The 5905-nt window shown below is 43.9% G+C and carries 5 protein-coding genes; all 5 read left to right on the plus strand.

What is annotated here, in order from left to right; genetic code table 11:
- Positions 1-80 precede the first annotated feature (80 nt).
- Positions 81-1685 carry a DUF1538 domain-containing protein gene (locus I2D69_RS19295; protein ID WP_331464935.1) on the plus strand — a complete coding sequence of 535 codons (1605 nt, stop codon included), beginning with the start codon at positions 81-83 and terminating at the stop codon, positions 1683-1685.
- Positions 1686-1873: 188 nt separating this feature from the next.
- Positions 1874-2566, plus strand: a complete 693-nt coding sequence (locus I2D69_RS19300) for a P-II family nitrogen regulator (RefSeq protein WP_195380397.1) — start codon at positions 1874-1876, stop codon at positions 2564-2566.
- A 173-nt stretch (positions 2567-2739) separates the two neighbouring features.
- Positions 2740-3435 carry a response regulator transcription factor gene (locus I2D69_RS19305; protein ID WP_195380398.1) on the plus strand — a complete coding sequence of 232 codons (696 nt, stop codon included), beginning with the start codon at positions 2740-2742 and terminating at the stop codon, positions 3433-3435.
- A 34-nt stretch (positions 3436-3469) separates the two neighbouring features.
- On the plus strand, positions 3470-5008 hold the full coding sequence (locus tag I2D69_RS19310) for a HAMP domain-containing sensor histidine kinase (protein ID WP_195380399.1): 1539 nt from the start codon (positions 3470-3472) through the stop codon (positions 5006-5008).
- Between the two features lie 136 nt (positions 5009-5144).
- Complete coding sequence (locus I2D69_RS19315; protein WP_195380400.1) at positions 5145-5768, plus strand: hypothetical protein; 624 nt, start codon at positions 5145-5147, stop codon at positions 5766-5768.
- Positions 5769-5905: the final 137 nt, after the last annotated feature.

Genomic DNA, 5905 nt, shown 5'->3' on the forward strand with positions numbered 1-5905 from the left:
TGGCTTATTCACTGAGATATGAAAGGTTGAAAAACCTTGAATTTTCAATAAAAAACACTTGATTATATGAGGAGGTATATGTGGAAAAAAGAAAATTAATCAGAGAACTTCAGTCCCATCAGTCTGTCTTAAAGGAAAAAGCCAGGGAAAAAGCCAGAGAATCCATCAGCGCAGTGATTCCCATTGTACTGATCGTTTTTATACTTGGTTTTACCGTGGCCGCGTTATCTCCAGGCATCCTGGTGGAATTCCTGGTAGGATCTGTGCTTGTGATCCTGGGAATGATCTTTTTTTCCATGGGAGCAGAATTATCTATGACGCCCATGGGAGAGCATGTGGGAGGCAGTATGCTTCGCACGAAGAAATTAGGCTTTATTATAATTATCGGTTTTATTCTGGGCTTTATTATCACAATATCTGAACCAGATCTGCAGGTTCTTGCAGAACAGGTTTCTTCTGTGCCCAATCTGGTGCTGATCTTATCCGTGGCACTTGGTGTTGGTGCGTTTCTTGTTGTGGCCTTATTGCGTATCCTTTTTGGAATTGCGCTGCCGCCATTGTTATTCGGTTTCTATATTTTTGTATTTGTATTAGCCATGTTTGTTCCTGAGAATTTTCTGGCAGTGGCATTTGATTCCGGTGGAGTGACCACTGGACCTATGACGGTACCTTTTATTATGGCATTGGGTGTTGGTATTGCATCCATCCGTAATGATAAACATGCCGGAGATGATAGTTTCGGGCTTGTGGCTCTGTGCTCCATTGGACCTATTTTGGCAGTTCTGATTCTGGGACTTTTGTACCACACGGAAGGCAGCGCTGCGCTGGAAGTGGTTTCTGAAGTGGAAAATTCGATAGAACTGGGAAAATTATTTGCAGTTGCATTGCCGAAATATTTTAAAGAGATCGCCGTATCCCTTTTCCCAATTGTTGCTTTCTTCGAAATTTTCCAGATTGTTTCTCTGAAATTGAATAAAACTGTGCTGATCAAAATCTGTATCGGCTTATTTTATACATATATAGGACTTGTTCTGTTCCTTACCGGGGCAAATGTAGGCTTTATCCCAGCTGGAAATTACCTGGGGATGGTATTGGGAAATCTGCCTTATAACTGGATTCTTGTGCCTCTTGGAATGGTGATCGGATATTTTATTGTAAAAGCCGAGCCTGCGGTATATGTGCTGATGAAGCAGGTTGAGGAGCTGACTGACGGAGCGATTTCCGGGAAATCTATTCAGATCGGTTTGTCTGTGGGTGTGGCAGTCTCTGTTGGGATTTCCATGCTCCGGGTGCTGACTGGAATTTCTATTTTCTATTTCCTGGTGCCAGGCTATGCCATTGCTTTAATTCTCAGCCTGTTTGTGCCGAAAATTTTTACTGCCATTGCATTTGACTCCGGCGGTGTTGCCTCAGGACCTATGACCGCAACCTTTCTCCTTCCGCTGGCGCAGGGAGCCTGTGAAGCTGTGGGAGGAAATATTGTGACAGATGCTTTTGGTGTAGTGGCGATGGTTGCTATGACGCCTCTTATTACTCTGCAGGTGCTGGGCTTGGTTTACCGGGTAAAAGGGGGCGAGCTTGGAGGCAAGGGGAAGAATTTGCCTGCGGACAAAATACCAGTGGAAGCTATACCAGTGGCGGAACTGTTTGAAGAACTGGAAGACACAGAAATTATAGAGTTATAGAAAATTAAGAAAATAGGGATTGAGTGTTGACTCAAATACATTATAAATGAATAACTATAGTTAGGAGCGCCTAATAGATGCCATTTTTGTGTAGCACAAAGTGGAAGTACAGATTATAGGAATGATGATTGAGTACACTTAGGAGAGATTATGAACAGTGTTAAAATTTGCAAAGAAAGGAATCATCTATGAGCGAATTATACATGATGGTTACCATCACCAACCGAAAATACATGTCAAAATTTGCAGCACTTTACCGGGAAAATCAGATAGAAGTAGGAACGGTTTCTCTTGGTATGGGAACTGCCTCAAGCTCCATCCTTGACTATATGGGATTAGAAGATGATGAGAAAAGCATCTGTTTTCACTTTGTGACAGCAGCTACCTGGAAAAAGGTGAAAAAGGGCTTGCAGAACCAGCTGCGGATCGACGTGCCCGGAACCGGGATTGCATTTACCATTCCCATGAGCAGCATTGGCGGCAAGCGGGAACTGGGATTTCTCATTCAGGGTCAGGAGTTTGTAAGAGAGGAGGAAGGTACATTGAAAGAGACAAAGCATGAACTGATCGTGGCAATTGCCAATTACGGATATAACACCCAGGTGATGAAAGCAGCAGAGGAGGGTGGCGCAACCGGCGGTACCGTTCTTCATGGAAAAGGGGTAGGAATGAAGCGCGCCGAACAGTTTCTTGGCGTTTCCCTGGTTTCCGAAAAAGAGGTGATCTTCATTGTGGCAAAATCAGAGCAGAAAAATGCCATTATGAGTGCTATCATGGAAAAAGCCGGTCTCACCTCCAAAGCCGGAACCATTGTATTCTCCCTCCCCGTAACCAGCACAGCCGGGCTGCGGATTCTGGAAGACGAGGAAGAAAATTCATAAACTCCATATAAACTCCATATAGACGTGGTATACTGCGAATAATGTGTCAAGGTCCGCAATGGTAAATCAGATTTTTTGCACGCCCCAAGTATTATGAAATCTATTGCGCAACTGTTTATAGGAAAATAAAAGAAATAGGGCTTGGGGAAATTTGCCAGATATGGGGAGAGAAAATGAGTTATATTTTTGTGGTGGAAGATGAATTTGATATACAGGAATTGTTGAAAAATTATCTGGAAGAGGCAGGATATCAGGTGTTTTGCGCCTCTGATGGGGTGGAAGCTATTAATCTGTACGAGGAGGAAAAAGAGAAAATTGATTTGGTTCTTCTGGACGTGATGTTGCCTAAAATCAATGGCTTTGGGGTGTTGGAGTTGATTCGGAAATCTTCGTTGGTGCCGGTGATCATGCTCACCGCCCTGGATGATGAGTCCTACCAGATAAAAGGGTACGATCTTCAGGTGGATGAGTATGTGACAAAACCTTTTTCAACGCAGGTACTATTGCGGAAAATAGGGGCAGTGCTGCGACGCAGTGGGAAACATTTATCAGATGAGAAGAACCCTGAGATATTACAGTATGGAGATTTAAAGCTGGATCCTTCCGGTTACCAGGTGTGGGAGGAAGAGCGAAAAGTGGAGCTTACCCAGAAAGAGTTTGAACTTTTGCGAGAGTTCCTTTTGAACAAAGGGCGTGTACTAACCAGGAATCAGCTTTTGGATGCTGTGTGGGGTGCTGATTATTTTGGAGAAGACCGGATTGTGGATACACACATTAAGAATCTTCGGAAAAAGCTGGCAGGGGATTACATTGATACCATCAGAGGGGTAGGATATCGCATTGATAAAATACATAAAAAGCAGAATTAGTGTAAAAATATTTCTTTTAACCATGGTGATCCTTATGGCTGTATCCGGGGTTTCCTATGGCTTCGTGACCGCTTTTATGCCGCGCAGCTATTCCGATTCCCTGAACCGGACGCTGGCAGCAAGGGCGAAGCAGCTGGCAGAATCTTTGTCCGGATATACTTTGGAAAATGCATTATCTGTTATGGAAGAATTCAGCAGTGCGAATCAGTCTAGAGTGGTTCTTCTTGATGAAAATGGTGGAATTGTCAGGGAGTGGAATGGACTTGGGGATGCGCTGATGATAACTTCAGAGATAGAAGGAAGCAGTGAAGGGGTGTCAGAAGAATTTGCCAGTACAGTAGAAACTATGGAAGCAGATAATATCCAGACAGAAGAAGGTGTTTCCATGGTAGAGCAGATGGAACAGCAGGCTATGGGACGTTATGAGGTTGCTTTTAAAGGAACAGATCATAAGTATACCCTTTTTGTGTTTGGCTCTACCCAGCTTGTGAATCAGGCAGTGGAAGCATTGGGGCAGATCCTTCCGTGGATGCTGCTTACTGTTTTTGCGGTATCTTTGCTGATCGCTCTTTTTTATTCCAGATATTTGTCAAAGCCAGTGCAGAAGTTGGGCGTGGCTTCTGACAAAATGGCGAATCTGGATTTCTCGGTGCGCACTGATATGAAGCGTATAGATGAAATTGGGGTTTTATCCAGAAGCCTTGACACAATGGCGGAAAGCCTGGATCAGGCTTTGTCCAGCCTTTGGGAAGCCAATGCCAAACTGAAAGATGAGATGGAACAGGAGCGGGAACTGGAACAGCAACGTATGAAATTTTTTGCAGCAGCGTCCCATGAGCTGAAAACGCCTGTGACCATACTAAAAGGGCAGATTGAAGGCATGGAACAGAATGTGGGAGTCTACAAGGATCGGGACAAATATCTTGCCCGGGCAAGAGAAGTGACGGTTACTTTGCAGAATATGGTTCAGGAAATCCTGGTGATTTCCAGAATGGAATCCTGCGGTTTCTCATTAAAGAAAAAAGAGATGGATATGGCAGAGCTGGTGAGGCTTCAGCTGGCAGACTTGAACGAGCTTTTTGAGCAGAAAAATATGGAACTGGAAATCTTTTTGCCAGAGAAGTGTCCCTGCATGGCAGATTCTGGACTGATGGCGATTGCAGTCCGGAATATTCTGGTAAATGCAGTACGGTATTCACCTGCTGGTGAGAGAATAAGTGTGAAATTATCCACGGATTATAATGTGGATTCTTCCACATCTAACTCTTTTCTACTAAAAGAAGTTTCAGGGTGCCAAAATTCAAGAGAATTGAAAAGTATGAAAAATACAGCGAAGATACTTCTGGAAGTGGAAAACACAGGTGTGCACATAAGCCAACAGGATCTTCCCCGTTTGTTTGACGCCTTTTACCGCGTAGATTTCTCCCGTAACCGCGAAAACGGCGGCAGCGGTCTGGGACTTTATATTGTACGGGAGATTCTGGAACAGCATGGGGCAGAGTATGAGATGAGAAATACAGAGGCAGGTGTGTGTTTCCAAATGGAATTATTGCCAGAGATCGTATCCCTCTAATGATTCTCCATATTCGCATGTTTCAGACACGCTCTAAGTTGAAACTTCACAGAAATCACAAATTACTTACATATGGAATACAAGAAAATGCTCTATTCTTCTTAATGTAATCAAAAAGAAGAAAGGAGCATTTTTTATGAAAACAATGCGGAAAAACAAAGGGCTGAAAAAAAGAGGAAAAGGGCTGGCACTGGGAATCTGTGCAGCAATTCTGGGTACTGTTGGTGTGGCATGGATACCGCAGACAGTGGCATGGGCGTATGCAGAGAGTTATATGGATGCAGATGGAAAGATGGTAACCAAGGTTTTTCAAAATGGGGACACAGATACTGTGACAGATGAGACCGACGAAGTGACAGCGGCTGAAGCAGAAAATGCTGGAAAATCCGCCACAGAATCAGCAACAGAGGATTTTTTCGTGACAGTTGTGCAGGATGGACAGAATCCGGATGATAAGGCGGATATAGAGATAGCGCAGGATTCAGCTGCAGACCAGGTTGGGTATATGGCAGACGGGAATAGTTATATTTATAAGGCATTAGGGCTGGAATATGATGAAGAGCAGAAAGCCTGGATGTGGAAAGAAAAACCAGTTTATGCAATCTGGTTTGGAGATGCGGGAATGATCATTTACGGAGATGTAAAGCCGGAAGGTGAGAATTGTCTGCATATTACATGGGAAAGCGGAGATGGAACTGCTACATTTAAGGTGCAGGAAATGACGAAAAACGAGTTGAAGAAGGCGTATTTAGCAGATTAAATTGCTATTTAGTGTGTTGAAAGTTGTTCAAGGCGGACGCATTCGGACAATGGTGATTGTTCACTCGCCGGCGCAACGCTCCAGCGAACTAACTGCTAACTGCGACTAAATCGTTCAGGAGAGCCTTCACGATTAAG

The sequence above is a fragment of the Ruminococcus sp. D54t1_190329_F1 genome (assembly GCF_015551645.1).
Lineage (GTDB): Bacteria > Bacillota > Clostridia > Lachnospirales > Lachnospiraceae > Blautia_A > Blautia_A faecis.

Excerpts from the sequence above, each read along its gene's own strand:
- I2D69_RS19305 (WP_195380398.1), top strand. The coding sequence starts at position 2,740 with ATGAGTTATATTTTTGTGGTGGAAGATGAATTTGATATACAGGAATTG.
- I2D69_RS19315 (WP_195380400.1), top strand. The coding sequence starts at position 5,145 with ATGAAAACAATGCGGAAAAACAAAGGGCTGAAAAAAAGAGGAAAAGGG.
- I2D69_RS19300 (WP_195380397.1), top strand. The coding sequence starts at position 1,874 with ATGAGCGAATTATACATGATGGTTACCATCACCAACCGAAAATACATG.
- I2D69_RS19310 (WP_195380399.1), top strand. The coding sequence starts at position 3,470 with ATGGCTGTATCCGGGGTTTCCTATGGCTTCGTGACCGCTTTTATGCCG.